Here is a 26,473-nt window from a genome sequence, read left to right on the forward strand (position 1 = left end):
CAGTATTGAAAAGTATCATTAGCTCAACTACAAAATATTTAAAGAGAAGTGAGAGTCAATGAAACTAATCTTTCTTTTCTGTTGTACTGGTTTGGCTAGTTGTTTCATTTTCCTCAGGTTTAGGATTGAGGGCTGTATAGCTAGGGGCATTAAAGCGATCAACGGTTGTTTTATTACCATTTTGGCTATAGATGCTAGTTGATTTAGGGCCACGTTTTTCTTCAATTTCTTTTAGTCTATCCAGACTTTGGGTGTAAGAAAAAGATTTAATATCAACGACTTTTAGCCCATTATCCGTATCAAAACGGAGTAAATCCCCCGTTTGAATCTCATCACTGATTTTAAGTTGTAATGTTGCTTCAGCTCGGACTTCCTCAAGTTTAGCAGAAGTATTTTCATCAGGGTTAGTGATTTCAAGTCCGCTGACGGTGTCGTATATGCGACCATTGTAGGAAGTATACTGAGGTGTGATGTAACTGCCAGCAGTTCGAAGTGCAACGATTTGTTTATTATCAGCAGATAATAAATCTTGACCAACTTGACTGAAGTTGGCAGTATCAATACCTAAGACATGAAGAAGGGTCGGAAGTCCATCAATTTCACCACCAAAAGTATCACTGATAAAACCTTTGGTCATTCCTGGAACATGAACCATATAGGGAACACGTTGTAACATGGCATTATCATATTGACTCCAAGTTTCAGAATCTTTGTCCAGTAGGGGGGCTAATTCTGGATTGCGCGAATTTGAAATACCGTAGTGATCGCCATAGAGTACTATAACAGAGTTATCATAAATGCCTGTATCTTTAAAATATTGAAAGAGTGCCTTTATGGATGAATCTAGGTAATTGGCAGTCGCAAAATAACCATTAATGGTTTCATCATTTGTTTGTGCCAATGGAAATCCTTGCTCATCACTGTTACCTGCTAGACTATTATAGGGGTAATGGTTAGTAACTGTTATAAATTTGGTATAAAAAGGTTGTTGCATGTGCTCCAAATATTTAATGGAATCAGCTAACATGGTTTTGTCGTTAAGTCCATATTGGAATGAATTACTTGCAGTTTGTTTAGAAAAGTATGAGGCATCAAAGAAGTAGTTGTATCCCCACTGTTTATAGGCATTGTTACGATTCCAAAAAGAGCCAACATTTCCATGAAAAACTGCGCTAGTGTAGTCACCGTTTTGGGCCAAAATAGTTGGTGCAGCAAATTGGGTATTTTCGCCTCCATAGTTAACCATGAAAGAGCCGTTTGAAAGGCCGAATAAACCTGTTTCCATCATGGTTTCGGCATCTGATGTTTTACCGGCTTTAACTTGATTAAAAAAGTTAGAGAAGGCAAATGTTTCTGTGGAATGATAAAGCGAATTGATAAAGGGAGTAACTTCATATTCTTTATCATCAATTTTGAGTTTGTAGTCAATTAAAAATTGTTGAAAACTCTCCAAATGTAGGACAATCACATTACGTCCTTTGCCAATTCCAAAATAATTTTGATTTGGTGCGGCGTATTGAGTAGTGAGATATTCCTTGACAGGAACCAAATCTTTAGCACTGGCACTATCACGTTCTTTTTGAGCTTGAATGGCTTGGTTCGTTGAGTAAATACTAAAGGTTGGCAAACCTAGAGCACGTACAACATAAGTATTTGAAAAACCACGTGTCAATAGTTCAGGGCGGTCTAACTCTGCCATGAAGAGGTTAATTGAAAAGGCGAGTGCTGACAAGGAGGTGACAGCGAAGCTAGCTCTTTTGTGAAAGGGGCGACTGTCTGTGGTGATTTTCTTTTTCCAAAATAACAACACCAAAATGAGGTAGTCAAGCAAATAGATGATGTCCCAAACTTGAAGAGAGTCAATGACAGTCTTACCAAGACCTTCAGAAGTTTTTCGGCTGGCCATAGCAGAGCTAAACGTGATAAAATCGGCAAATTCACGATAGTAAATGATGTTGGCAAAAAGAAGGATAGTCAGGAGGGCTGAAATCAACCAAGCAATGAAGTAAAACGATTTTTTTCGGTTAATATAAAGGGATAGCCCAATTAGCATCAAACCAATGGGAATAGGGTTAATTATAACTATGATCAGGCGGAGATAGTATTGGACCGGATGCTCAACAGAAGCTAGATCCAAATTAAAGGCCATAAAATATGCCCATATCGTTTTGAGGGTATAGCCTAATAATAACAACAAGATGAAGCCTAATCTGGTTGAGACGACATCAAAGAAAGTGTCTTTAAATCTTTTCAAAGTGTTTTCCTCATTCATAGAAATCATATGACTTCATTATAACACAAAACAAAAATCAAGAGTAATCTAAAACCATTGTGGCTAATTGTCTGAAAATTTGCTATAATACTCCTATGATTAAACTTGTTATGGGTGATTTAGCTGAAAAGCGTGTTAAATCAGGTATTCAGCTCATAGATGGCAGAGACTTTCTAGACCAAATAGTTACGGACGGAGTGGTTTCTTTGGTCAATCAAAAAGGCGCTTTTCTTGGTACGGCTTACTTGTCTCGCCAAAATAAGGGGATTGGTTGGGTTCTATCTCGAGAAGCGATTGAGGTAACGGAAGATTATCTGATTCATCTCTTTAAAAAGGCGAAACAAAAACGTAGGCAATTTGAGATGTCAGATTTAACGACAGCTTACCGTCTTTTTAATCAAGATGGAGATAATCTAGGTGGCCTTACTATTGACAGATATGGAGATTACGCTCTCTTTTCTTGGTATAATTCCTATATCTATCGTCAGAAAGAACTTATTATTTCTGCCTTTCAAAAGGTTTTTCCAGAACTCAAAGGTGCTTATGGGAAAGTACGTTTTAAAAGTGACCGTCCTGAAAGTTCTTATCTATATGGGGAAGAAGCGCTTAATCCTTTCGAGATTTTGGAAAATGGCGTGCGCTATTCAGTCTTTTTAAACGATGGACTAATGACAGGGATTTTCTTAGACCAACATGAGGTCAGAGGAAGTTTGGTTGATGGTTTAGCCTTAGGAAAAACAGTTCTTAATATGTTTTCTTACACTGCAGCCTTTTCTGTTGCCGCTGCCATGGGTGGTGCACTAGAGACTACATCAGTTGATTTGGCCAAAAGGTCTCGAGAACTCTCGCAAGCTCATTTTAAAGCAAATGGTCTTGGACTTGAAAATCACCAGTTTGTTGTCATGGATGTCTTTGACTATTTTAAATATGCGAGACGCCATGCTCTGAAATTTGATGTGATTGTCATCGACCCACCAAGTTTTGCTAGAAATAAAAAACAGACCTTTTCTGTCTTAAAAGATTATCATAAATTGATTGCGCAGGCATTAGATATTTTAAGTCCTAGAGGGATTATTGTTGCATCAACAAATGCCTCAAATATGACAACGCAGCAATTTAAGAAACAAATTCAAAAGGGACTTGGAAAAATCAAGTACCAATTTATAGATTTAAAACAGTTGCCGGGTGATTTCACTGTCAACAAAAATGATGAAAGCAGTAATTACTTAAAAGTATTTACGATAAAGGTAAACCAATGAAAATTGTCGTTCCAGTAATGCCTAGGAGCTTAGAAGAAGCTCAATTGCTTGACGTGACTAAGTATGATTTAGCAGATATTATTGAATGGCGGGCTGATTACTTGCCAAAAGAAGAGATTTTAACGGTTGCCCCTGCGATTTTTGAAAAATTTGTAGGTCGCGAGGTACTTTTTACCCTTCGCACAACTCATGAAGGTGGAAATATTGAATTAGAAGACCAGGAATATGTAGGTCTTATCAAAGAAATCAGTGCGATTTACCAGCCAGACTACATTGATTACGAGTATTTTTCACACATGGGTGTGTTTAACGAGATGCTTGATTTTTCAAATTTGGTATTGTCTTATCATAATTTTAATGAAACTCCAAGTAACATAATGGAAGCCTTTTCTGAGATGACAGCTCTGTCACCACGTATCGTAAAAATTGCAGTCATGCCTATTACACATCAAGATGTTCTTGATTTGATGAACTTTACTAGAGGTTTTAAGACTCTGAACCCTGAACAGGAATATGCGGTCATGTCGATGGGCAAATTGGGGCGTATTACCCGTATTGCAGGCGAGTTGATGGGATCGTGCTGGTCCTACGCCAGCCTTGAAGAGGAAAGTGCTCCTGGACAAATTCCTCTTCATCAATTGACGAAGTTTTTGGAGGTGCTAAATGCAGATTGATGGACATACACGTTTAGCTGCTGTGGTAGCAAGACCGATCAAGCATTCTATTTCTCCCTTTATTCACAACTATGCTTTTAACAAGACGAATATCAATGGTGTTTATGTAGCTTGGGACATTCCTGAAAGGGATCTTGAAGAAACCCTTAAAAATGTGAAGCGCTATGACATGTGGGGTGTTAATATTTCCATGCCTTATAAGCAAGCTGCTTTGCCTTATATGGACGAATTGACGGATTCAGCTCAACTTATTGGTGCGGTCAACACGGTTATCAACCGAGATGGAAAATTGATTGGCCATAATACAGACGGTATTGGATTTTTCAAATCATTATCGACTTTTTTAGATTTTGATGTCAAAGGTAAACATATGACCATTTTAGGCGGTGGTGGTGCGGCAACGGCAATTATTGCCCAAGCTGCGCTCAATGGTGCCAGTCATATCACGATATTTAACCAGACAGCATTTTTAGAGGAAACACAAGCAAAAGCGCAAGCCTTATCCCAAAAAACAGGTGTGGAAATTGATGTTTATCCGATTGAAAATCTTGCCTTGATTGAGGAAAAAGTGGCTGAAAGTCAGTTGTTTGTTAATGCGACTAGTGTGGGCATGGATGGTCAGTCAATGATTATTCGTGATGATTTTCAATTTCCAGAAGGTCTTACAGTAGCAGATGTGATTTACCAACCCTTTGAAACCCTATTTTTAAAACTGGCACGTAGCCGTGGACTCAAAGCTATTAATGGCTTAGGAATGCTTCTCTTTCAAGCGGCGGCAGCATTTGAAGAATGGACAGGGGCAGAAATGCCAACTGATGAGATTTGGCAGGTACTAGAGGAAAAGTATCAGTGTTAAGGACTTATCAGATTGGTAATTATGACAGTGATTTTCTAATTGAAAGCAAACGCCAGGCAGTGCGAGGACTTGTTGTCACTCCTGATGAGAAAGTTCTTGTGATGACTTATGGCAAGTATGATTTTTCAGTCTTACCAGGTGGTGGATTAGGAAAAGGTGAAACCTTCGAACAGGCTTTTCGTCGTGAGATTTTAGAAGAAACAGGATATCAGTGCAGATGGCTAAGTCAACTGTGCCAGATTGAAGATTACCGAAAAGATGAGAAGTTGCTTCAAATTCATCACGGGTTTGTTGCAGGGGTGTCTGAGAGCAAGCTAGCCCAGAATCTCGACGAGGATGAAAAATCCGATAAGGTTTATTTAGAATTGTTAACCTTGGAAGAACTTGTCAAACGTTTTTCTGTTCAACAACCTCATACAGAACAACAGAGCCTCTTACGCCAGCGTGATAGGATAATTTTACAAGAAGCCCTAACTTATTTACATCAAGTGAGGAAGTGATAGCGATGAAATTACATGTTGATTTAGCGACAAATCCCTATGATATCATGATTGAACGAGGGTCTCTTACAAGTGTAGGAGACTGGGCTCGTTCAATCTTGAATTGTCAGAAGATTGCGATTATAACAGATGACCACGTTGCCTCTCTCTATGCAGAGACGGTTCAACAAAGTCTTGAAACTGCCGGTTTTGAGATCTTTGTTTTTGAGTTTTTAGAAGGAGAGGCTTCCAAAAATCTTACAACAGTTAATAATGCCTACGATTTCTTGCTTGAAAATGGGCTAACCAGGGGTGATGGCATTGTTGCTCTTGGTGGTGGTGTTGTCGGTGATTTAGCTGGTTTTGTTGCTTCGACTTATATGCGAGGCATTCCATTTTTACAGATACCGACAAGTCTGACTGCACAAGTGGATTCTTCCATTGGTGGTAAAACAGGTGTCAATACGCCAAGGGCCAAGAATAGTGTGGGAACATTTGCTCAGCCTAAAGGGGTTTTTATTGATCCAGATGTTCTTAAGACGCTGGGAAAACGTGAACTTATTGAAGGTATGGGAGAAGTGATCAAATATGGTCTCATTGATGATGTTGACCTGTGGGAGATCCTAGAAACTTTAGATGGAAGTCCAGAATCTATTTTGGAGCATGCTGAAGACATTATTTATCATTCTTGTAATGTGAAACGTAAGATTGTTGTCGAGGATGAGTTTGAAGGTGGCATCCGTATGTACCTAAATTTTGGTCATACGATTGGGCATGCCATTGAACAAACAGCGGGATATGGTAAGGTCATGCACGGTGAGGCTGTTGCGATTGGTATGGTTCAAATATCTCGTGTAGCTGAGAAAAAAGGTTTGATGCCAGCTGGAATGACTGACAAAATTATTAACATGTGTGCAAAATTTGGTTTACCAACGGACCATAAGCCTTGGCTGGTTAATGATTTGTACGCTGCACTGACGCATGATAAAAAGGCAAGTGGTAATACTATCAAGACCGTCATTGTACCTAAATTAGGTAGCGCAGCCATTAACCAAATCCCTTTGGAGGAAATGAAAGAGTATCTGGAGAAATAAGATGAGATATTTAACCGCAGGTGAGTCCCACGGACCACGATTGACAGCTATTATTGAAGGTGTACCGGCAGGTTTACCCTTGACAGCCCAAGATATCAACGGTGATTTAAAACGTCGTCAGGGTGGTTATGGTCGCGGTGGTCGCATGAAAATCGAAAGCGACGTTGTTGAGATTACTTCTGGTGTTCGTCATGGAAAGACGACTGGAGCACCGATAACGCTTCATGTCATCAATAAAGACCATCAAAAATGGCTTGATATTATGGCAGTAGAAGATATTGAAGACCGTCTTAAAACAAAGAGAAAAATCAAACACCCCCGTCCAGGTCATGCAGACCTTGTTGGCGGTATGAAATATCGCTTTGATGATTTAAGAAATTCTCTAGAGCGTTCATCTGCGCGTGAAACAACGATGCGTGTGGCAGTTGGAGCAGTTGCCAAAAGAATTTTAGCAGAGCTTGATATTGAAATCGCTAATCATGTTGTTGTATTTGGTGGTAAAGAAATTGATGTTCCAGCTGATTTGACAGTCTCTGAGATTAAGAAATTGGCTCAGGAATCAGAAATTTCTGTTGTTAATCGAGAACGAGAACAGGAAATCAAGGATTACATAGATCAAATTAAAAAAGAAGGGGACACGATTGGTGGAGTTGTAGAAACAATCGTTGGTGGTGTTCCAGTAGGTTTAGGTTCTTTTGTACAATGGGATACCAAATTGGATGCTAAGTTAGCTCAGGCAGTTGTGTCTATCAATGCTTTTAAGGGCGTTGAATTTGGTGTCGGTTTCCAAGCAGGTTACCGTAAAGGTTCTGAGGTTATGGATGAAATTCTTTGGAATACAGAAGATGGCTATACGCGTCGTACCAATAACCTCGGTGGTTTTGAAGGTGGTATGACTAATGGTCAGCCTATTATCATTCGAGGTGTGATGAAGCCAATTCCGACTTTGTATAAACCCTTAATGTCAGTTGATATTGAAACACATGAACCTTATAAGGCAACTGTAGAGCGTTCAGATCCAACGGCTCTTCCAGCAGCAGGTGTGGTTATGGAAAGTGTCGTTGCTACAGTCATTGCTCAGGAAATCTTAGAGAAATTTTCATCAGACAATATGGAAGAATTAAAGGCAGCTGTGGATTCACACCGTAACTATGTTAGAAAGTTTTAGTCTATGTCAAAAACAATATACATTGCGGGACTAGGTTTGATTGGTGGTTCATTGGCTTTAGCCATTCGTAAGGCTCATCCAACTTATCGGATTCTAGGCTATAATCGCCCTGAAAAATCACAACAGATTGCTCGTGAACGAGGGATGGTTAATGATTTAACGGATGATTTTGCTAGTTTTGCTCCCTTAGCTGATATTATTATATTAGCAGTTCCTATTAAACAGACTATTCTTTTTTTAAAAGAGTTGGCTCAATTAGACTTGAAAAAAGGTGTGATTATTACAGATGTTGGTTCGACAAAACAGGAGATTGTTGCAGTAGCTGAAGCCTGTTTTGCTAATCGTGAGATTGATTTTATTGGCGGCCATCCGATGGCAGGCAGTCATAAGTCTGGAGCTATTGCAGCTGATGTTAGCTTGTTTGAAAATGCCTACTATATTTTCACACCGACTCAGTTCACCCAAGAAAGGGCTTTAACGTCTTTAAAAGACTTGTTTAAGGGAACTGGAGCTCGTTATATTGAGGTGGCTGCTGATGAGCACGACCGAGTAACTAGTCAGATTTCTCATTTCCCCCATATTTTAGCGACTAGCTTGATGTTGCAAACTGGCGACTACGCTGAATCTCACGAGCACACAAAGTATTTTACTGCCGGAGGTTTTAGGGATATGACTCGGATTGCAGAGTCAGAGCCTGATTTATGGACTTCTATTTTGCTGAGTAATAGCAGAGCTGTTCTTGACAGAATTGAGGAATTTAAAGAGCGTCTTGATGAGGTTGCGCAGCTTATTTTCCAGAAAAATGAGCCAGCAATCTGGAAGTTTTTCAATCAAGGACGTGCCATGAGGCAAGCTATGGAAATCCACAAAAAGGGTGGTGTAGATAGCTTTTACGATCTCTTTGTTGAAGTCCCTGACGAAGAAGATGTGGTCTTGAAAATTTTGGAATTACTAAGAGGAATTTCTCTCGTGAACTTGCACATCAATGAGGAAAACCGAGAAGATAGTCATGGTGTTTTGCAACTAACCTTTAAAAATGCTCAGGATTTAGCTACTGCCGAAGTTATTATTAAAAATAATACAGATTATCACATTACAATTACATAAAGGAGTTACTCATGGAAAATATTTATGATTTAGCAAATAACTTGGAACGTGCTATCCGTGCACTTCCAGAATATCAAGCTGTTAAAACGGCGAAAGAGGCAGTTGATGCTGATGCTGCTGCCAAAGGACTTTGGGAGGAATTTTTAGTCGCACAAAATAAAATTCAGGCCCTAATTCAATCTGGACAAATGCCTAGTCCAGAGGATCAAGCAGAAATGACTGCACTTGGTGATAAAATTGAAAAAAATAGTATTGTTAAAGCTTATTTCACAAACCAGCAAGCACTAGGTGTTTATGTTGCTGACTTGGAGCGAATCATCTTTAAACCTTTACAAGAATTAGCAGAGTAAGTCGCTAAAAATCAGTACATTTATATCAAATGTCTTACATAAGGCACAAGTACAGGAATTTTTAGAAATTTCTGTACTTTTTTGATATAATGAAAAAATACACGAGTGAGAGGTTTCTTATGAAGTTACAAACAACAGCTAAATCATTATCAGGTTCAATTCGTGTGCCTGGAGATAAATCAATTAGTCATCGTTCAATTATGTTTGGAAGTCTTGCCAAAGGAGTGACGACTGTTCGAGACATTTTGCGTGGTGAGGATGTTCTGTCAACCATGCAGGTTTTCCGTGACTTAGGAGTGCAAATTGAAGATAAGGGCGATGTTGTTGAAATACATGGTGTTGGTTTTGAGGGCTTAAAAGCTCCGCAGAATAAACTGGACATGGGAAATTCTGGCACGTCTATTCGTCTCATTTCAGGTGTTCTTGCAGGACAGGATTTTGAAGTGGAGATGTTTGGAGATGATAGTCTTTCAAAACGTCCGATGGATCGTGTGACTATTCCTTTACGCCAAATGGGAGTTGACGTATCTGGTCAGACTGACCGTGACTTGCCACCTCTTAAAATGAAGGGGAGAAGCTCACTTAAAACAATTACTTACCAATTACCGGTGGCCTCTGCTCAAGTAAAATCTGCTCTGATTTTTGCAGCTTTGCAGGCAGACGGAGAGTCTGTGATTATTGAAAAAGAGAAAACACGTAATCACACCGAGGATATGATTGTTCAATTTGGTGGTGAGATTCAGGTTGATGGCAAGGAGATTCGTATTTTAGGAGGTCAAGAATTTACTGCTCAAGAAGTGGTTGTTCCTGGGGATATCTCTTCGGCAGCTTTCTGGCTAGTAGCAGGGCTTATTGTCCCAAATAGTAAGATTATTCTTGAAAACGTTGGAATCAACGAAACGCGGACAGGCATTCTCGATGTGATCAAGGCCATGGGAGGGAATATTCAACTGTCTAATGTTAATCATATTGCTAAATCAGCGACCATTACTGTTGAAACATCAGAGCTTCATGGGACTGAGATAGCTGGTGACATCATTCCTCGCTTGATTGATGAATTACCGATTATTACGCTTTTGGCGACGCAGGCAAAAGGTAGAACAGTCATTCGTGATGCGGAAGAATTGAAAGTGAAGGAAACAGACCGTATTCAAGTAGTGGCTGACGCTCTAAATGCGATGGGTGCTAGTATTGAACCAACACCTGATGGAATGATTATAGAAGGTAAAACATCGCTTCATGGTGCTAACATTAACACCTTTGGTGATCATCGTATCGGTATGATGGCTGCCATTGCTGCTCTGCTTGTCCAGGATGGAGAGGTGAACTTAGAGAGAGCAGAAGCAATCAATACCAGTTATCCAGATTTCTTCAAACACATGGAGGTATTGGTACATGGCTAAGGTTTTAATTGGTTTTATGGGTTCTGGAAAATCAACCATTGCACGTCTCTTGGACTTAGATTATATTGATATGGATGCTATGATTGAAGACCGTATTGGGATGCCTATTGCAGACTTTTTTGCAACAAAAGGTGAATCTGCTTTTCGTGAGATTGAAAGTGATGTTTTATCAGATTTGATAGCTACTGATAAGGTTATTTCCACAGGAGGTGGAGTCGTTGTGACAGAAAAAAATCGTCAGTTGTTAACAGAAAATCAACAGACTATCTATCTGAAAGCTGATTTTGAAACGCTATATCAGCGCATTGCTAATGATACCAAAAATGTGCGACCGCTATTTGTTAACAATAGTAAAGAAGCCTTTAAAGCTATTTTTGATGGACGTCAAATCTGGTATGAAGAGGCGGCCAGTCAAATCATTGATGTGACCAATAAAACACCTCAGGAAATTGTAGAGGAAATCTTATGAAAATTGCCTATTTGGGACCAATAGGGTCGTTTACTCACAATGTGGCTCTAAGTGCCTTTCCTCAGGCTGATTTAGTCCCCTTTGAAACCATCACAGAAGTTCTGAAAGCCTATCAAGACAAGCAAGTCAGCTTTGCTATTGTTCCCGTAGAAAATTCGATTGAAGGATCGGTACATGAAACAATTGATTACCTTTTTGATCAAGAAAATTTAAAGGCTGTGGCAGAAATTATTCAACCAATCAAGCAACAACTCATGTCGGTGACAACACAATATCCAGAAAAAATCTATTCTCATCCTCAAGCGATAGCTCAAGGAAAACAGTATATTTCTCAACATTACCCTAAGGCCCAGTTTGAAGTAACTGCCTCGACCGCTTATGCTGCACGATTGGTAGCGGAACACCCAGATAAACCTTATGCAGCTATTGCCCCTCAAGCAGCAGCGAAACAGTATGGTTTAACTGTGATTGCTAAGGATATCCAAGAAATCGAGGAGAATTTCACTCGTTTTTGGATTTTAGGAACTCAAGAGCAGCTTGTTATTTTACCTAAAATCTCTAAAAAAATATCCCTAGCTCTAACTTTACCAGATAATCTGCCAGGAGCTCTATACAAAGCTTTATCGGTTTTTGCCTGGCGAGGGATTGATCTAACTAAAATTGAAAGCCGACCATTGAAAACGATACTTGGTGAATACTTTTTCATTATAGATGTTGATAATGAGAGTAAAGAATTGATTAAATATGCCTTATCTGAGTTGACAAGTCTAGGAATTGAGTTTAAAATTTTAGGAGATTATTCTGTTTATACTATGAGCACACCTTAAGGAGGTATTATGCCAGATCGCCGTTTAGAGGCTCTAACTCATCATGAAGCCCTACGATATGATTATTTATCGAAAAATATTCATTTTTTAAATCCTAAGGAAAAAGCTGAGCTAGAACATCTTAAGGCTAAGTTAGCCGGTGAATTAGTTTCGTATAGCCAAGAGAGGAATTTATCTCAAGATACTTTGAACGCTTTGCCTGTTTATCCTAAGAAGGAAAATTCGAAACGTTATTCTCGGAAAGAAAAGCATGGCGATTTAGATTTGCCTCCTTATCCAAATGGGATGGCGACAGCTTTTGACAAGGAGCAACCGAAGGAAAGAATTAAAGGATTACCTGCTTATCCCACCCAAGAGAGGTCTAAAAAGGTTAGCCGTCCTAAAATTCATGAACGAGTAGAACAACCTGTAAAAGAACAATCTATTAAGGTGAAATCTCCAAAACCAGCTAAGAAAAAACGCAATTTTAGTTTTAAACGCTTTTTGAAATGGATTGGTATCGTGATTCTTGCTGTTTTAACTGGAATGATTGTCATGTTTGTGAAAGGGATGAATGAGATCACTTCTGGAAAGAACAATTATCAACCTGCACAAGTTGAGGTGTTTAATGGTGAGGATACTTTGGATGGTACTAATATCCTTATTTTAGGAAGTGATAAGAGAGTTACGCAGAATTCTACCGATGCTAGAACTGATACGATTATGGTTATGAATATTGGTGGCAGTGACGGAAAAATCAAACTGGCTAGCTTTATGCGTGATACCTTAGTCAATATTCCAGGTTACAGTTCTGATGATTACTCAACAGACCTGAAACTGAATAGCTCATTTACGTTTGGAGAACAAGATGGCGACCAAGGAGCAGAATTTGTTCGTCTGGTTCTCAAACATAATTTTGACATTGATATTAAATATTATGTCATGATTGACTTTGAAACGTTTGCGATTGCGATTGATACCTTATTCCCTGAAGGTGTTGAAATTGATGCTGCATTTGAAACTGTTGGTGGTGAAACCGTAACGGAGGTTGAAGTTCCTGATGATTTAGGCTATGCACAAGGCGGAGCAATGTACCAGACCATTGCAGTCGGTAAACAGAGAATGGATGGTAAGACACTTCTAAATTATGCCCGTTTTCGTGGAGATGATACGGCTGATTTTGGGCGAGTGAAGCGCCAGCAACAGGTTTTGGAAGCTGTTTTTGCTCAAGTCAAAAATCCTGCTAAACTCTTTACAGGGTCAGCAGCGGTGGGTAAAATTTATGCTCTTACCTCTACAAATGTCTCTTATCCTGTGCTTTTGGCGGAGGGGTTAGGTATATTAACGAGCGGAAGAGGTGGTATTGAACGTCTTACCATTCCTCAACAAGGGGATTGGATTGATACCTATGACATGTATGGGGGTATGGGACTCGATATTGATCGTGATAACTATAAAGAATTATTAGCTCAGATGGGATTACGATAAATATGATATAATGGAGAGACGAAAGTCTCTCTTATTTCTTTTGGAAATAGCAGAGCTGAGAGTTAGAATGAGGATATGATGTTGCAAAAAAATGATATTGTAGAAGTAAAAATTGTCGATTTGACCCATGAAGGACAGGGCGTTGCTAAGGTAGATGGCTTGGTCTTTTTTGTGGAAAATGCCTTACCAGAAGAAGTGATTCGGATGCGCGTGCTCAAAGTAAAAAAGAACATCGGCTATGGAAAAGTAGAGGAATATCTGACTACTTCACCGCATCGCGTGGCAGAGATGGACATGGCCTATTTGCGGACAGGGATTGCTGATTTTGGGCATTTAGCCTATGCAGAACAACTGAAATTCAAGCGTAAGCAAGTGGTGGATAACCTCTATAAAATCGCTGGTATTTCAGATGTGGAAGTGGCAGAAACTATTGGTATGGATAACCCAACTGCCTATCGCAATAAGGCTACGATTCCAGTACGACGTGTCAACGGTCAACTGGAAACAGGCTTTTTCCGTAAAAATTCTCATGATTTGATGCCAATTGAAGATTATCTGATTCAAGACAAGGAGATTGACCGTTTTATCAATGCCACTCGTGATTTACTGCGCCGTTTTGACCTCAAACCTTATGATGAAAAAGAGCAGACTGGTTTGATTCGCAATATCGTGGTGCGTCGTGGGCATTACTCGGGTGAGATGATGTTGGTGCTTGTGACCACGCGTCCGAAGGTCTTTCGGATAGAGCAGTTGATTGAACAATTGGTAGCTGATTTTCCAGCACTGGTTTCTGTCATTCAAAATATTAACGACAAGAATACCAATGCTATTTTTGGGGCGGAATTCTATACCTTGTATGGCAAAGATACGATTACGGACACGATGCTGAGGAATCAGTACGAGATTTCAGCCCAGTCCTTCTATCAAGTCAATACCGAAATGGCAGAAAAACTCTATCAGGCAGCCATTGATTTTTCAGAATTAACGACGCAAGATGTAGTTGTTGATGCTTACTCAGGGATTGGGACCATCGGACTTTCCCTTGCTAAGAAAGTCAAAGCAGTTTATGGCGTTGAAGTCATTGAAGCAGCAGTGCGTGATGCGAAGAAAAATGCTGCGCTGAACGGCATTACCAACGCGCACTATGTAGTAGATAGCGCTGAAAATGCCATGGCTAACTGGAGCAAGGAAGGTATTCAACCAAGCGTGATTCTAGTAGACCCACCACGCAAAGGTCTTACAGAAAGCTTTATCAAGGCAAGCGTCGCCATGAAACCCAACAAAATTACCTATATCTCCTGTAACCCAGCCACCATGGCGCGTGATATTAAGCTTTATGAAGAATTAGGCTACAAGTTGCAGAAAGTACAGCCTGTGGATCTTTTTCCGCAAACGCATCATGTTGAGGCAGTGAGTTTGCTAGTCAAGGAGTGAAATGACATAGGATAGCAATTACTTCTGCCTATGCGATAGCTGTCCGTGGTTGACAAGTGCTGGTACGTAGTCAGAGCGGAGACAGCGAACCGCTGAGGTAGTTGGTTTGCTCGTGAAAGCCTAGAAAACATTGAACGAAAGGGATAATGAAAAGCCTTGTTAACAAGGCTTTTTGCTGTTGGGTGGGGTAGTATTAAAGTAACTATTTCAGTTGAGGTCGTTGAAGTTCTGGAGGATTTATAAGGTATTTATTTCCTTAGACACAAGGTGGGGACAAAAATATATAAGTATATCCCACTCTTAAATCACTGATATGGTCGAGGGAAATTAGTAGAAGATAAATGATACAAATAAATTCAGAAACTCCCCTGAAATCGCTTGGTTTCAAGGGAGTTTTAGTTTTGCCCTAAGTAATTTTAGTGATTTTTAGATACAAGTAAGTGTTATAAGAAAGGAATAGTTATAAAACGTTAAAAAGTATAGGTGTATAAAAGATTATCCAAGCCACTCAATTCCTTCTCTGTTCGCAGCATCTAATAATTGATTATCAGGCATTTTATCGGAGATGATTGTTTTGTATTGTCCTAAATTATTGATTTTGAAGAAGCCAGATTGATAAAATTTAGAATGGTCAATCAAAAGAATAGTTTCCTTAGCCCTGTCGATGATACTTTTTTTAGCTAAAGCCTGACTAAACGATACCTCGTAAACAAACTCTTCATCGATTCCTCTAGCGGAACAAAAGGCTAAATCAATTCTAAAGTGATCTAGGATAGAATTTTCTATGTTGTGATTGACAACCGAAGCAGAATGGTGCTTTACTTCTCCACCAGTAATGAAAATCTTCATTGTTGGGTTTGCAACAGTTGATAAAGCGTGAGCAGTGTTTAGACCGTTGGTAAATACAATCAGATTATCAATCTCTTTCAGATAGGCACAGAGTTCAAATACAGTTGTACTGGAATCAAGATATATACACATACCAGGTCCAATAAAATCTTTAGCCAAAGAAGCTATAACTTTCTTTTCTTGCCTATGCTCTGTTTCACGCATACTGTGAGATAGCTCAACAGTATTAAAGCTATTCAGAACAACTTCTCCGTGTCGCCGTTTTAGGAATCCTTGCTCTTCTAGTAAAAGAAGGTCTCTTCTTAAGGTGGACGTACTTGAGTAAGTTAATTGTTCTAGTTCTTTAACCGCAATTCTCCTTCTTTTCTGCAAGATAGAAGTAATTTCATTTAATCGTGTATCTCTAGACATAATATTCACCCTCTTCTATCATATCATATTTTGAACAATTATGAACTTAAAAAACATTATTTTTGAATATTTATCAATATTTTGTTCAAATATTGAAAAAAGTGTTCAGAATATATATAATCGAATTATGAAAGCGGTTTAACGGAGGTTCTTATGAAGTCGGTTTTAGCCATAGATTTAGGTGCTACTTCTGGTAGAGCAATTCTATACTACATTTTAGATGAGAAACTTCAGTCTGAGGAAATTAGTCGTTTTGAAAATCGACCAATTAAAGAAAGAGGTTTTCTATGCTGGGATGTAGAATTACTGTTTTCATATATACTAGAAGCGATCCGACTAGCAAATCAGAAATCTGACTTGCAGTCAGTCGGCATTGATACATGGGGTGTTGATTTCGCCCTAATAGATGGCAAAGGGCAATTGATTTCTTCTCCAGTTCACTACAGAGATAATCGAACAAAAGGAGTGTTAGAAGAAGTTGCACAATTCTCATCCCTTTCTGAACTTTATTATAAAACTGGTAATCAATTGATGGAAATCAATACCTTGTTTCAATTGCTGAGAACAAAGTCTAAAAACCTAGATACATATTTTAAAGCTGATACTTTGCTAATGATTCCAGATTTTCTTAATTACCGACTAACAGGGAAAAAGAGTGCAGAGAGAAGTATTGCTTCTACGATGCAAATGGTTAATCCTTTTACTAAGACATGGAATCAAGAAATTTTAGAAATGTTTGAAATTCCTAAGCATCTGCTTCCAGATATAGTTGACGAAGGAACTGTTCTTGGAACAGTACTTGAAAAATATCATGTTGGTACTCCTAAGGTCATTACAGTTTGTGAGCATGATACAGCGAGTGCAATTGTTGCTATTCCAACAGATGATGAACGGACACTATTCATTTCATCAGGAACCTGGTCGTTGATAGGAACAGAATTGCTCTTCCCGATTGTTAACGAAGACTCACTTAGTCATAATTTTACTAATGAAGCGGGGCATAGTGATACGACGACTTTCCTTAAGAACTGTACAGGTCTTTGGATAGTGGAGGAACTGAGAAGGAATTTTGAACTTTTAGACAAGCATTATAGCTTTGATGACATTACCGATATGGTTATGAAGGTAAGAGAAACAGTTGCAATTATTGATACAGATAGTCCTGAATTTGCAGAACCTGGTCATATGATTGAGAAAATACAATCTTATGCTGAGAGAACTTCTCAACCAGTTCCTATCACAGTAGGAGAATTGTTCAAGGTTGCTTATACCAGCTTATCACACAAGTATAAGGAAGTGATTGAGCAACTAGAGGTGATGTTGGGATATCAATTTGATCATATCCACCTTATTGGAGGAGGTTCAAAATCAAGATACTTCTCTCAACTAATAGCAGATGTTACTCAAAAAGTAGTAATAACCGGACTAAGTGAAGCTACCTCAATAGGAAATGCTCTGGTACAATTTGTAGCTTTAGGAGAACTTGATTCTATCAAAGAAGCAAGAAATCTTGTAAAGCATTCTATTCAGTTCGAACATTATTATCCAAATAAGGAGGCGGATGATGGCTCATTATCCTAAAATTGGTATTCGTCCAACCATTGATGGACGACAAGGTGGTGTACGTGAATCCTTAGAAGAAAAGACCATGCAAATGGCCTTGGCTGCAAAGGAACTCATTGAATCAAATCTCCACTATGCCGATGGAACGCCTGTTCAGTGTGTGGTAGCAAGTCGAACAATAGGTGGACAAGGGGATGCGGGTGTTGTATATGATGAATTTTCAACGCAAAATGTGGTTGGAACCTTATCTGTAACACCTAGCTGGTGCTATGGTACTGAAACAATGGATATGGATCCAAAAACCATTAAAGCTATTTGGGGCTTTAATGGAACTGAGAGACCAGGTGCTGTTTATTTAGCGGCAGCAATGAGTGGTTATGCTCAAAAAGGTTATCCTGCCTTTAAAATCTACGGTCACGATGTTCAGGACCTTGATGATAATAGCATTCCAGCAGATGTGGCAGAAAAAATCTTGCTTTTTGCCAAGGGAGTTGTTGCAGCAGGTCAAATGAAGGGCAAATCCTATGTGAATATCGGTGCCTCTTCGATGGGGATTGCAGGTTCACAGGTAACAACCTCTTTCTTTGAAGATTATCTGGGAATGATGGTTGAATTTGTTGATATGACTGAAATTCTTCGTCGTATCCAATTAGAAATCTACGATAAAGCAGAATATGAGAAAGCACTTGCTTGGATTAAAGAATACTGTAAAGAAGGTATTGATATTAACGAAGGCAAGGAATTCCCTGAAGTGATTACCAAGTCAAAAGTTATTCCAGCTGATAAAGATTGGGAGTTTATCGCTAAACAAACCTTGATTATCAGAGATATTCTGTTTGGTAATCCAGCTTTAGCAGATATTGGCTGGGAAGAGGAAGCCCGTGGTCGCAATGCTATTTCGGGTGGTTTCCAAGGACAACGTCAATGGACAGATTGGTTGCCAAATGGTGACTTTGCAGAAGCGATTCTTGCTTCAACATTTGACTGGAATGGTCCAAGACCTGTGACAGCATTTGCGACAGAAAATGATACCTTAAATGCTGCGGCTATGTTATTTGGGACTTTATTAACCAATAAAGCACCAATATTCTCTGATGTACGGACCTATTGGAGCCCAGAAGCAGTCAAGCGAGTGACTGGCAAAAAACTAGAAGGTCGTGCTAAAGACGGAATTCTGCACTTGATTAACTCTGGAGCTTCAGCTTTGGATGGTAGTGCAGCTTCTCGTGATGAGAATGGTCAACCGACCATGAAGGAATTTTGGAATATGACACCAGAAGATGTAGAGGCCTGTTTGCAAGCGACAGACTGGTGTCGAGCCAATTACGAGTATTTCCGTGGTGGAGGTTACTCTTCTCACTTTAAGACAGAAGGTGAGTTGCCAATCACCTTGATTCGAGTAAACCTAGTGAAAGGTGTCGGACCAAGTTTACAGATTGCAGAGGGTTATACTTGTCCGCTAGATGATGAGGTTCATCGTATCCTTGATGAACGAACAGATAAGACATGGCCAACAACTTGGTTTGCTCCTAATCTTGGAGAGCCAGGATTTGAAACAGTATATGATGTGATGAACCATTGGGGTTCAAATCACGGAGCCTTTGTACATGGACATATTGGTGATCAGGTGATTACATTAGCAAGTATGCTTCGTATTCCTGTAGCGTTACATAACGTTCCAAAAGAAAGGATTTTCCGCCCAAGTATCTTTGATGGTGTTGGCACAAAAGATTTAGAGGCGGCAGATTTCAAAATGTGTGAAGTTTTAGGCCCATTATATAGTAAATAAAGAGGTAATGAATATGTTGATGGAAAATGAACGAAAGGAAATTATTAAGTACGGTAAAAAATTAGTAACAGAAGGATTAACAAAAGGGACAGGTGGTAATCTCAGTGTCTTTGATAGAGATAAAAAGCTTATGGCTATTACACCATCGGGTATTGATTTTTTTGAAATCAAAGAAGAAGATATTGTCATTTTAGACTTTGATGGAAATGTGGTTGAAGGAGATAGACTACCGTCTAGTGAGTGGTTTATGCACCTCATTCAGTATCAAAAACGAGACGATATTGATGCTGTTATTCATGCCCATACCACTTATGGAACAGTTTTAGCCTGTTTACGTGAACCCTTGCCAGCAAGCCATTACATGATTGCGGTGGCTGGTAAAGACATCAGAGTTGCAGATTATGCTACTTATGGCACTAAAGCATTAGCTGAAAATGCTGCTAAAGCAATGGAAAATCGTAGAGCGGTATTTCTTGCCAATCATGGGATTTTAGCAGGTGCTCAAGATTTATTGAATGCTTTCAATATTATCGAAGAAATTGAATATTGTTCTAAAGTTTATTGTGTCGCAAAAAGTTTTGGTGAGCCAGTAATCCTACCAGATGAAGAGATGGAATTGATGGCTGAAAAATTCAAAACTTATGGTCAACGAAATTAAAAAAGTAAAAATATCCAAATTGGAGGAGAAAATCATGAAAAAACGTCTTTTGACTTCAGCATTTATCTGCTTGACAGCTTCAGCTTTCTTGGCAGCTTGTGGTAATGGCTCATCTGATAATAAGTCAGCTAGTGGTGGTGATGATAAAGTTTTAGAATTTTATCATGGCTATCATCACAGTGAAGAAGAGTGGCCAGCAGCTCAAGTAATGCGTGATTTGTATGAATCTTTTGCCAAAGAGCATGCTACTGGAGATGTTGAGTTCAAAGCTATTCCTGTAACAGGTGCATTAACAGACACAATGAGCAACAAGGTGGCAAGTGGTGAATTCCCAGATATGATTGACTTGGCTGGTAATGATGTTTCGCTTGCAGCAATTGAACAAAATCTGGTTCTTGACTTGAAGCCATATATTGATGAAAATGGGCTACAAAAGAATGTTGGTTTGAACTATACTCAAAACGATGTTAATGGAAAAATCTATACGGTTCATGATCAGCTGTTGACACTTGGCTTATGGTATAACGCTGATGTCTTTAGCAAGGCAGGAGCTAAGACCCCAGACAAGTGGGAGAAATGGAGTGACTTTACAGAGGCTATGGCCCTTGTTCGTAAACAAGAAGGTGTTTATGGATTTGGTGCGGGAGAACCTGCAATTCGTCTCTTTAACACTGTTTTGGGTTCATCAGAGGCAGGTCGTAAGCTTTTAGAAGGTCCGCTAACGGTAGAAGGTATCGAATCTAAAGAATTTGCTGAAGCCTTGAAACTGGTTATGACTGAAGTTCAGGCCAATGGTTCAGCAAATGCTGGTGGTGATGCCAATGTTTATTCAACAGATTTTACAGAAAATAAATCAGGTGTATTCTTCAATGGTGTGTGGGCAGCTGGTGGTTTGAAAGACAATGCAGCCTTGAAACCAGGTCTCTATGCAGGAAATGTTGCAATCAGTTCTGCTGGTGGTGGTATTACCATTTCAAGCAAGCTTTCTGATGAAGAAGAAAAACTAGCTCTTGAATTTGTTAAGTACATGACTAGCGATGATGTTCAAAAAACAATCTTTGAAAAAGTTGGAGCTAACCCTGCAAGCCAAGCTATTGATACGGCTGAAATTGCGTCTGGTTCAACTGATGCAACTGTTAAACTTCTCGGTGAAGCTACATCACAAGCGAATAATGCAAAAGTTATCGTACCAACCGTTGTATCTGCTTGGGGTGGAGATGTTCGTACAGCAATTATCAATGCATTGACTGAAAGTGCAGCTGACGGTGTCAATATTGACCAAAAAGTAAAAGATACTCAAGATATTTTGAAAGCCCTCATCGGGTAAGCAACAAAGGGCTAGGGAATACAAAGGATTTTCCCTAGCCCTTATTTATTAAGAAGGTAAGAACGATTATGACAAAACAAAATACGATGAAGACGAGGAAGACACAGCGACAACGGTTTATTTTCCTTTTCTTATTACCGACGTTAGCTTGTTTTTTCCTGTTTTATTTCTACTCAGTTGTGACAATTTTTGCAACTTCCTTTACCAAATGGGATTACACAAACCTAACAAATCCAGAGTTTTTAGGTTTTGACAACCTCTTTGCTAACTATAAATATATATTTACAGAGTATCCGTTTTTTAAAGAAGCTCTCCGTAACTCTATCGTATGGGCAATTATTGGTGTTGTTGTACAGGTACCTCTTGCTTTAACGGTAGCAATTGCTCTATCTAAAAAGTTACCTGGATGGAAGGTATCACGCAATCTTTATATTATACCAAGCATCATTTCTAGTGCTGCAATGGGTTTGATTTTCCTTCAAATTTATAATCCGAACTATGGTGTTGTTAATCAAATTATTCGCTTGTTCAATCCTAATTTTACAGATGCAGTTTTGTTGACACCTGGATTAAATATTATTGCGATGACTTGTGCTTATATTTTCTTTGCTGGAACATCAACAATTATGATTTTAGGTCAAATTTTTGCTATTCCACAAGAAATTCAAGAAGCTGCAATACTGGATGGTATTTCAGGATGGAGAAGAGAGTGGTATATTACCATTCCAATGATTAAAGAAACTATCAAAACGGTATCTGTCATGGCTGCTACATCTGGTTTCTTACTATACAATGAAGTATTCTTCTTAACAAACGGTGCAGCAGGTACGAAAAGTATTAGTTTTATCATTCGTGAACTAGCAGTATCAAGTTCTAGGACACAATATGCTCGTGCTAACACGATTGGCGTCATTCAGATTTTAGGTGGTATGTTGATTATTCTTTGTATCAACCTGATTTATAGTGAGCGTAAATCACGGAAAGGATAAGTTATGGATAGCAAGATTAATGGATTATCAAAAACAGGCAAATTGATTATTTATATTTATATGGCTATTACCTGTGTTTTATCAGTTTTTCCGATATTGTGGATATTCTTATCTTCGATGAAAGCTGATCCGATGAAAAATCCAGGAATTAGTCTCCCAACGGACTGGAGTTTTGAAGGTTACATTAAGGTTTTCACAGAATTACATGTACTAGATTACTTTTGGAATAGTTTCAAAGTAGTCTCTCTCTCTGTGCTAATTAGCATTATTATGATTTCCATGTCATCGTATGTTATTGCTCGTATGGAGTTTCGTGGTAAAAAGATTATTACCGCCATGCTTTATTCAACGTTGTTTATCCCAGCAACAGCTATGACATTCCCTGTCTATCGTCTAGTTAATACTCTAGGAATTTATAATACTCCAGTAGCCTTGATTTTTGTCTATTCATGTAGTGGTATTGCAATGAGTTTCTTCATTATTAAAAACTACTTTGCAATTATTCCAAAGGAATTAGAAGAGGCGGCTGAAATTGATGGGGCTAGTTATGCTCAGACATTTTGGAAAATCATGTTGCCGATTGCAAGACCTGGTATTTTAACTGCTGCAGTATTGGCATTCATTAATAACTGGAATGAATATTATTGGGCGTCTATGTTAATTATCGATAAGGATGAGTTGACAGTCCCTGCCTTACTGGGTCAGTTTACGACCAGTTTCAACACCAATTATAATGGATTGTTCTCAGCGATTGTTGTGATTATCTTACCGCCAATTTTACTTTTTGCATTTGCAAGTAAATACTTTATTGAAGCATTAGGAGGAGGGGCAGTTAAAGGATAATGGAAAATACACTAGAAATCATTAATCAACGTACAGAGTGGTTCCGAGAAGCACGTTTTGGTATGTTCATTCATTGGGGACTTTATTCAATACTAGGAAAAGGAGAATGGATTCGTAGCCACCAAAAATTATCAATTGAAGATTATCAGCCTTATTTTGAGGCATTCAATCCGACAAAATATAACCCAAGAGATTGGGCAAAGGCTGCAAAATGTGCAGGCATGAAGTATGTTGTACTGACTGCGAAGCACCATGATGGTTTTTGTTTGTTTGACTCTGCTTTCACAGAATATAAGTCAACTAACACACCAATTGGCCGAGACTTGGTAAAAGAGTTTGTAGAAGCAGTTCGGGAAGAGGGATTAAAAGTTGGTCTATATTTCAGTTTGATTGACTGGTATCATAAAGATTTCCCTAAATTTGGCGATCTTAATCATCCAATGAGGGATAATTCTGCTTTCAAAGATGAGGTGATTGATTTTGATAATTACCTTACTTTTATGCATAATCAGGTCGAAGAAATTGTCACAAAATATGGGAAGTTAGATATTCTATGGTTTGACTACTCTTATGAAGAAATGTTTGGTGAAAAATGGCGTGCTACCGAATTGATAAAAATGGTTCGTAAACATCAACCGGATGTGATTGTTGATAATCGTTTAGAAACTTCAGGGGAAGGATTCGGTAGTATTGTCACAGATCATATTAATCTGTATTCAGGAGATTTTGTAAGTCCAGAACAAATTGTACCTCATGAAGGGATTCGTAATTACAAAGGCGAGTTTATTCCTTGGGAATTATGTCTAACAATGAACAATAACTGGGCCTATAATCCAACAGATACGTTATATAAACCCTCTAAAGTTTTAATTAGAAAATTGGTTGAGTGTGTAAGTAAAAACGGTAATATGATTTTGAATGTTGGTCCAGATGCTTTAGGGGTCATAAATGAGGAAAGCATGAGTATTCTGGATGACTTCTCTAGTTGGATGAATAAGAACAGTGAATCCATCTATGGTAATGGTTATGCAGAATTACCTAAGCCAGAATGGGGGTATTATACCCAAAAAGGAAATGTTATTTATGCCCACGTTTTAGAGCAGCCGATTGGTCCGCTTGCCTTAATTGGTTTATCTGAAGACAATATTAAGCGGATGAGTTTTGTTCATGATGGAAGTGAAGTAAAAATTTCAAAAAGCTGGACAACGAATGCCTATGAAGGGATTTGCTTTGCCCAGTATGGGGAAGTTCCTCATTTTACTTATCCTTTGCCGTGCTCTGTTGATAGTGTTATTAAGATTGAATTGAGAGGAACTGATGATGAAAATTGAAAATCAGCAACTAGCACGTTACTTCAAATTGATTGATGGTCAATTTTATACAACTCATATTTTGAACAAACATACGGAGATACCGATTGCTAATAATAGTGAAGAGGAATTCCGTGTGATTTGTTGTGATGGAACAAATTACTCATCTAAGGACTTTTCTGCACACATTGTCGAAGAAACAGCAGATAGATTATTGATTCACTTCAGTAATCAGGATATTAAGATGAACATCCTCTATTCAGCTAGGGAGGATGTCATTTCTAAGCAGGTTACATTGTTCAAAACACTAAAAGAAATAAACTACATTGATGTGGAAGTCTTTGAATTTTCTGATTTAGAAGGTATTTATTATCCTAAGAAACAAGAAGATATTAAAGAGATGGCTGGCTTCCCTGGGTATTATGTTGAACTTGGGCAACCAATTTATGCCAAAAGTTTATTTTTAGGTATGGAGTTCCCAATGGGTGAGAACCGTATAGATGGGACTTCTTATTTTTCAAGATATTATATTGGACATCAGTTAGCACATGAAAAAGAGATTTGGCCATGTGTTATGGGAGCAGCAAAGAATCCTGATAAAATTTCGATTCAAAAAGCCTTTTTCCTTTATATTGAAGGTATCGCACAGCCGAGTTATTTCCGAAAGCAATACAATTCATGGTATGACCATATGACGGAAATTGATGAAAAGATTATTTTAGATAGCTTTTCTGAGATTTATCATGGCTTTGAAGACAATGGCGTGCATTTAGATGCTTATGTCGTAGATGATGGTTGGTGTGATTATCGGAGTGTTTGGGAGTTTAATGAAAAATTCCCAAGTGAGCTAAAAAATGTGAAATCACTTGTCAATCGTTTGGGATCTAGCTTGGGACTTTGGATTGGACCAAGGGGCGGATATAATGGTACAGAGGTTACCATGAGTGACTGGTTGTTAGAGCATCCAGAATTGGGTAGTAAAAATAAATTGTCTAATGATGTGAACCTTGCAGATTTTAACTACCTTAATCGAATGAAATCCAAGATGTTGGAATACCAGAAAGCTTACGATATCAGTTATTGGAAAATTGATGGTTGGCTATTAAAACCTGATGCTAAAGACTGTAGTGGTGACTTTGCCATGCATACAATGACACCTGTTTACGAATTCTTGATTCAACTCTTGACGGAGTTACGAGAGGAGCGCGGAGATAGAGATTGTTGGTTAAATTTAACCTCCTATGTGAATCCAAGTCCTTGGTTTTTACAATGGGTTAATAGTTTGTGGATTCAGATTTCTCAAGATGTTGGTTTCACAGAGAATGCGGGTAATGATATTAATAGGATGATTACTTATCGTGATATTCAGTACAAAGAATTTTTAGAAAAGCGTGATATTCAATTGCCACTTTGGGCTCTTTATAATCATGAACCAGTATATGCTTCAACTGCACATACTTGGTATATGGATCATCAAATGTATGCGACTGTTGAAGAATTTGAAGATTATCTAATGTTTATTGCCACACGAGGAAATGCTTTCTGGGAGTTTCATTATTCGTATAGTATGTTTGATGATGAACGTTGGAAAGCTAACGCACGTGCGATAAAATGGATTGAAAATAACTATTCTGTTTTGAAACATAGTAGGAGAATAGGTGGAGATCCTGAGAAATTTGAAATCTATGGTTATCACTGTCAGCAGCCAGATACAGAAAAGGAAGTTGTATCATTAAGAAATCCATCCAGTGATGCACAGGTCATTGAATTGGATGCAAACCATTACCAAATAGTAAGAGCATCAAAAGAGATTAGTGTAGAAGACAATCGGATTTATATGCCTCCATATTCAATTATTTTGATGGCAAAATAGAG

At 38.6% G+C, this 26,473-nt stretch carries 23 protein-coding genes; 21 read left to right on the top strand and 2 right to left on the bottom strand.

The annotated features are described in order from the left end of the window. Positions 1 to 64 precede the first annotated feature (64 nt). Positions 65 to 2,254 carry an LTA synthase family protein gene (locus GZ996_RS04265; protein ID WP_338014792.1) on the bottom strand — a complete coding sequence of 730 codons (2,190 nt, stop codon included), beginning with the start codon at positions 2,252 to 2,254 and terminating at the stop codon, positions 65 to 67. 113 nt (positions 2,255 to 2,367) lie between these two features. Between GZ996_RS04265 and GZ996_RS04270 the strand changes: the two genes are divergently transcribed. From GZ996_RS04270 to rlmD, 13 genes are all read left to right on the top strand, one after another. Then, positions 2,368 to 3,531 (top strand): class I SAM-dependent rRNA methyltransferase, encoded by a 1,164-nt coding sequence (locus GZ996_RS04270; protein WP_162011410.1) that lies wholly within the window; start codon positions 2,368 to 2,370, stop codon positions 3,529 to 3,531. Beyond that, positions 3,528 to 4,205 (top strand): type I 3-dehydroquinate dehydratase, encoded by a 678-nt coding sequence (gene aroD, locus GZ996_RS04275; protein ID WP_156805549.1) that lies wholly within the window; start codon positions 3,528 to 3,530, stop codon positions 4,203 to 4,205. Before GZ996_RS04270 ends, aroD begins: the two co-directional genes overlap by 4 nt. Next, the gene (locus GZ996_RS04280; protein WP_162011411.1) at positions 4,195 to 5,061 is read left to right on the top strand and encodes a shikimate dehydrogenase; all 867 of its coding nucleotides are present in this window, start codon (positions 4,195 to 4,197) and stop codon (positions 5,059 to 5,061) included. The genes aroD and GZ996_RS04280 overlap by 11 nt, the downstream gene beginning before the upstream one ends. Continuing rightward, positions 5,055 to 5,561 (top strand): NUDIX hydrolase, encoded by a 507-nt coding sequence (locus GZ996_RS04285; RefSeq protein ID WP_162011412.1) that lies wholly within the window; start codon positions 5,055 to 5,057, stop codon positions 5,559 to 5,561. Before GZ996_RS04280 ends, GZ996_RS04285 begins: the two co-directional genes overlap by 7 nt. A gap of 5 nt (positions 5,562 to 5,566) precedes the next feature. Then, a complete protein-coding gene (gene aroB / locus GZ996_RS04290; protein WP_156805546.1) occupies positions 5,567 to 6,634 on the top strand; it encodes a 3-dehydroquinate synthase in 1,068 nt (355 codons plus the stop codon). Position 6,635: 1 nt separating this feature from the next. Further along, entirely contained in the window at positions 6,636 to 7,802 is a 1,167-nt protein-coding gene (aroC, locus tag GZ996_RS04295) for a chorismate synthase (RefSeq protein WP_156805545.1), read from the top strand. Positions 7,803 to 7,805: 3 nt separating this feature from the next. After that, positions 7,806 to 8,909 carry a prephenate dehydrogenase gene (locus GZ996_RS04300; RefSeq protein ID WP_162011413.1) on the top strand — a complete coding sequence of 368 codons (1,104 nt, stop codon included), beginning with the start codon at positions 7,806 to 7,808 and terminating at the stop codon, positions 8,907 to 8,909. 11 nt (positions 8,910 to 8,920) lie between these two features. Continuing rightward, positions 8,921 to 9,259, top strand: a complete 339-nt coding sequence (locus GZ996_RS04305; protein ID WP_162011414.1) for a YlbF/YmcA family competence regulator — start codon at positions 8,921 to 8,923, stop codon at positions 9,257 to 9,259. A gap of 119 nt (positions 9,260 to 9,378) precedes the next feature. Next, positions 9,379 to 10,662 carry a 3-phosphoshikimate 1-carboxyvinyltransferase gene (gene aroA / locus GZ996_RS04310; RefSeq protein WP_162011415.1) on the top strand — a complete coding sequence of 428 codons (1,284 nt, stop codon included), beginning with the start codon at positions 9,379 to 9,381 and terminating at the stop codon, positions 10,660 to 10,662. Continuing rightward, positions 10,655 to 11,131 carry a shikimate kinase gene (locus tag GZ996_RS04315; protein WP_161978835.1) on the top strand — a complete coding sequence of 159 codons (477 nt, stop codon included), beginning with the start codon at positions 10,655 to 10,657 and terminating at the stop codon, positions 11,129 to 11,131. The genes aroA and GZ996_RS04315 overlap by 8 nt, the downstream gene beginning before the upstream one ends. Beyond that, on the top strand, positions 11,128 to 11,958 hold the full coding sequence (pheA, locus tag GZ996_RS04320; RefSeq protein ID WP_156805540.1) for a prephenate dehydratase: 831 nt from the start codon (positions 11,128 to 11,130) through the stop codon (positions 11,956 to 11,958). The genes GZ996_RS04315 and pheA overlap by 4 nt, the downstream gene beginning before the upstream one ends. 9 nt (positions 11,959 to 11,967) lie before the next feature. Continuing rightward, positions 11,968 to 13,425 carry an LCP family protein gene (locus GZ996_RS04325; RefSeq protein WP_162011416.1) on the top strand — a complete coding sequence of 486 codons (1,458 nt, stop codon included), beginning with the start codon at positions 11,968 to 11,970 and terminating at the stop codon, positions 13,423 to 13,425. A gap of 78 nt (positions 13,426 to 13,503) precedes the next feature. Next, positions 13,504 to 14,859 (top strand): 23S rRNA (uracil(1939)-C(5))-methyltransferase RlmD, encoded by a 1,356-nt coding sequence (rlmD, locus tag GZ996_RS04330; RefSeq protein WP_162011431.1) that lies wholly within the window; start codon positions 13,504 to 13,506, stop codon positions 14,857 to 14,859. A gap of 495 nt (positions 14,860 to 15,354) precedes the next feature. Here the strand turns inward: rlmD and GZ996_RS04335 are convergent, their stop codons facing one another. Further along, complete coding sequence (locus GZ996_RS04335; protein WP_161978832.1) at positions 15,355 to 16,119, bottom strand: DeoR/GlpR family DNA-binding transcription regulator; 765 nt, start codon at positions 16,117 to 16,119, stop codon at positions 15,355 to 15,357. Between the two features lie 153 nt (positions 16,120 to 16,272). Here GZ996_RS04335 and GZ996_RS04340 point away from each other — a divergent pair, with 153 nt between their 5' ends. The 8 genes from GZ996_RS04340 to GZ996_RS04375 all read left to right on the top strand — a co-directional run bounded on the left by GZ996_RS04340 (position 16,273) and on the right by GZ996_RS04375 (position 26,471). Beyond that, positions 16,273 to 17,700, top strand: a complete 1,428-nt coding sequence (locus GZ996_RS04340) for a rhamnulokinase (protein ID WP_161978831.1) — start codon at positions 16,273 to 16,275, stop codon at positions 17,698 to 17,700. Further along, on the top strand, positions 17,684 to 19,471 hold the full coding sequence (locus GZ996_RS04345) for an L-fucose isomerase (RefSeq protein ID WP_161980011.1): 1,788 nt from the start codon (positions 17,684 to 17,686) through the stop codon (positions 19,469 to 19,471). Before GZ996_RS04340 ends, GZ996_RS04345 begins: the two co-directional genes overlap by 17 nt. Positions 19,472 to 19,484: 13 nt before the next feature. Then, positions 19,485 to 20,129: an L-fuculose-phosphate aldolase gene (locus tag GZ996_RS04350; RefSeq protein ID WP_162011417.1), complete on the top strand. Its 645-nt coding sequence runs from the start codon at positions 19,485 to 19,487 to the stop codon at positions 20,127 to 20,129. A gap of 34 nt (positions 20,130 to 20,163) precedes the next feature. Beyond that, positions 20,164 to 21,456, top strand: coding sequence for an ABC transporter substrate-binding protein (locus tag GZ996_RS04355; protein ID WP_161980009.1), 1,293 nt, complete (start codon positions 20,164 to 20,166; stop codon positions 21,454 to 21,456). 68 nt (positions 21,457 to 21,524) lie between these two features. Further along, the gene (locus GZ996_RS04360; RefSeq protein WP_161978827.1) at positions 21,525 to 22,445 is read left to right on the top strand and encodes a carbohydrate ABC transporter permease; all 921 of its coding nucleotides are present in this window, start codon (positions 21,525 to 21,527) and stop codon (positions 22,443 to 22,445) included. A 3-nt stretch (positions 22,446 to 22,448) separates the two neighbouring features. Next, the gene (locus GZ996_RS04365) at positions 22,449 to 23,288 is read left to right on the top strand and encodes a carbohydrate ABC transporter permease (RefSeq protein WP_161978826.1); all 840 of its coding nucleotides are present in this window, start codon (positions 22,449 to 22,451) and stop codon (positions 23,286 to 23,288) included. Next, positions 23,288 to 24,619, top strand: a complete 1,332-nt coding sequence (locus GZ996_RS04370; protein ID WP_161978825.1) for an alpha-L-fucosidase — start codon at positions 23,288 to 23,290, stop codon at positions 24,617 to 24,619. Before GZ996_RS04365 ends, GZ996_RS04370 begins: the two co-directional genes overlap by 1 nt. Beyond that, positions 24,609 to 26,471: an alpha-N-acetylgalactosaminidase gene (locus GZ996_RS04375; RefSeq protein WP_161980007.1), complete on the top strand. Its 1,863-nt coding sequence runs from the start codon at positions 24,609 to 24,611 to the stop codon at positions 26,469 to 26,471. Before GZ996_RS04370 ends, GZ996_RS04375 begins: the two co-directional genes overlap by 11 nt. Positions 26,472 to 26,473: the final 2 nt, after the last annotated feature.

Source organism: Streptococcus sp. S784/96/1, assembly GCF_902729355.1.
GTDB classification, from domain to species: Bacteria; Bacillota; Bacilli; order Lactobacillales; family Streptococcaceae; genus Streptococcus; species Streptococcus caledonicus.

Excerpts from the sequence above, each read along its gene's own strand:
- GZ996_RS04270 (WP_162011410.1), top strand. The coding sequence starts at position 2,368 with ATGATTAAACTTGTTATGGGTGATTTAGCTGAAAAGCGTGTTAAATCA.
- aroD (WP_156805549.1), top strand. The coding sequence starts at position 3,528 with ATGAAAATTGTCGTTCCAGTAATGCCTAGGAGCTTAGAAGAAGCTCAA.
- GZ996_RS04280 (WP_162011411.1), top strand. The coding sequence starts at position 4,195 with ATGCAGATTGATGGACATACACGTTTAGCTGCTGTGGTAGCAAGACCG.
- aroB (WP_156805546.1), top strand. The coding sequence starts at position 5,567 with ATGAAATTACATGTTGATTTAGCGACAAATCCCTATGATATCATGATT.
- aroC (WP_156805545.1), top strand. The coding sequence starts at position 6,636 with ATGAGATATTTAACCGCAGGTGAGTCCCACGGACCACGATTGACAGCT.
- GZ996_RS04300 (WP_162011413.1), top strand. The coding sequence starts at position 7,806 with ATGTCAAAAACAATATACATTGCGGGACTAGGTTTGATTGGTGGTTCA.
- GZ996_RS04305 (WP_162011414.1), top strand. The coding sequence starts at position 8,921 with ATGGAAAATATTTATGATTTAGCAAATAACTTGGAACGTGCTATCCGT.
- aroA (WP_162011415.1), top strand. The coding sequence starts at position 9,379 with ATGAAGTTACAAACAACAGCTAAATCATTATCAGGTTCAATTCGTGTG.
- GZ996_RS04315 (WP_161978835.1), top strand. The coding sequence starts at position 10,655 with ATGGCTAAGGTTTTAATTGGTTTTATGGGTTCTGGAAAATCAACCATT.
- pheA (WP_156805540.1), top strand. The coding sequence starts at position 11,128 with ATGAAAATTGCCTATTTGGGACCAATAGGGTCGTTTACTCACAATGTG.
- GZ996_RS04325 (WP_162011416.1), top strand. The coding sequence starts at position 11,968 with ATGCCAGATCGCCGTTTAGAGGCTCTAACTCATCATGAAGCCCTACGA.
- rlmD (WP_162011431.1), top strand. The coding sequence starts at position 13,504 with ATGTTGCAAAAAAATGATATTGTAGAAGTAAAAATTGTCGATTTGACC.
- GZ996_RS04335 (WP_161978832.1), bottom strand. The coding sequence starts at position 16,119 with ATGTCTAGAGATACACGATTAAATGAAATTACTTCTATCTTGCAGAAA.
- GZ996_RS04340 (WP_161978831.1), top strand. The coding sequence starts at position 16,273 with ATGAAGTCGGTTTTAGCCATAGATTTAGGTGCTACTTCTGGTAGAGCA.
- GZ996_RS04345 (WP_161980011.1), top strand. The coding sequence starts at position 17,684 with ATGGCTCATTATCCTAAAATTGGTATTCGTCCAACCATTGATGGACGA.
- GZ996_RS04350 (WP_162011417.1), top strand. The coding sequence starts at position 19,485 with ATGTTGATGGAAAATGAACGAAAGGAAATTATTAAGTACGGTAAAAAA.
- GZ996_RS04355 (WP_161980009.1), top strand. The coding sequence starts at position 20,164 with ATGAAAAAACGTCTTTTGACTTCAGCATTTATCTGCTTGACAGCTTCA.
- GZ996_RS04360 (WP_161978827.1), top strand. The coding sequence starts at position 21,525 with ATGACAAAACAAAATACGATGAAGACGAGGAAGACACAGCGACAACGG.
- GZ996_RS04365 (WP_161978826.1), top strand. The coding sequence starts at position 22,449 with ATGGATAGCAAGATTAATGGATTATCAAAAACAGGCAAATTGATTATT.
- GZ996_RS04370 (WP_161978825.1), top strand. The coding sequence starts at position 23,288 with ATGGAAAATACACTAGAAATCATTAATCAACGTACAGAGTGGTTCCGA.
- GZ996_RS04375 (WP_161980007.1), top strand. The coding sequence starts at position 24,609 with ATGAAAATTGAAAATCAGCAACTAGCACGTTACTTCAAATTGATTGAT.